The sequence below is a fragment of the Gilvimarinus sp. 1_MG-2023 genome (assembly GCF_030548285.1).
On sequence record NZ_JAUOSC010000663.1, the window covers coordinates 1 to 307 of the forward strand.

The window sequence follows — 307 nt, forward strand, 5'->3', positions numbered from 1 at the left end:
GCGGTGCACTTGGCGGCGTTGTTGGAGCCCTGACCGGTGATCGGGTCGTTGACCACAATGGCATCGGCCATGCCGAAGACGTGCTTGCCAGACGGCAGGGTCATTATGGGATGACGAATGGTTGGGGCGAAGCGTCCGGCCAGATAGCCGCCGTCGTCAGTGAGGGTAATGTTGCCGCAGCGTTCCGCTTCCCAGGGGGCGTAACGGGAGACGATGTCCTTGCTCATTTGCAGGTGATCGTTGGCGCTTTTGCAATCTTGCCAGGTATCCATGGCACCACCGGGAATACCTTCAAACACCATGATGT

General features: G+C 59.0%; 1 pseudogene. It reads right to left on the reverse strand.

Annotated elements, in window-relative coordinates:
- A pseudogene (locus tag Q4563_RS18530) lies at positions 1-272 on the reverse strand (styrene monooxygenase/indole monooxygenase family protein); the annotation flags it as partial.
- Positions 273-307: the final 35 nt, after the last annotated feature.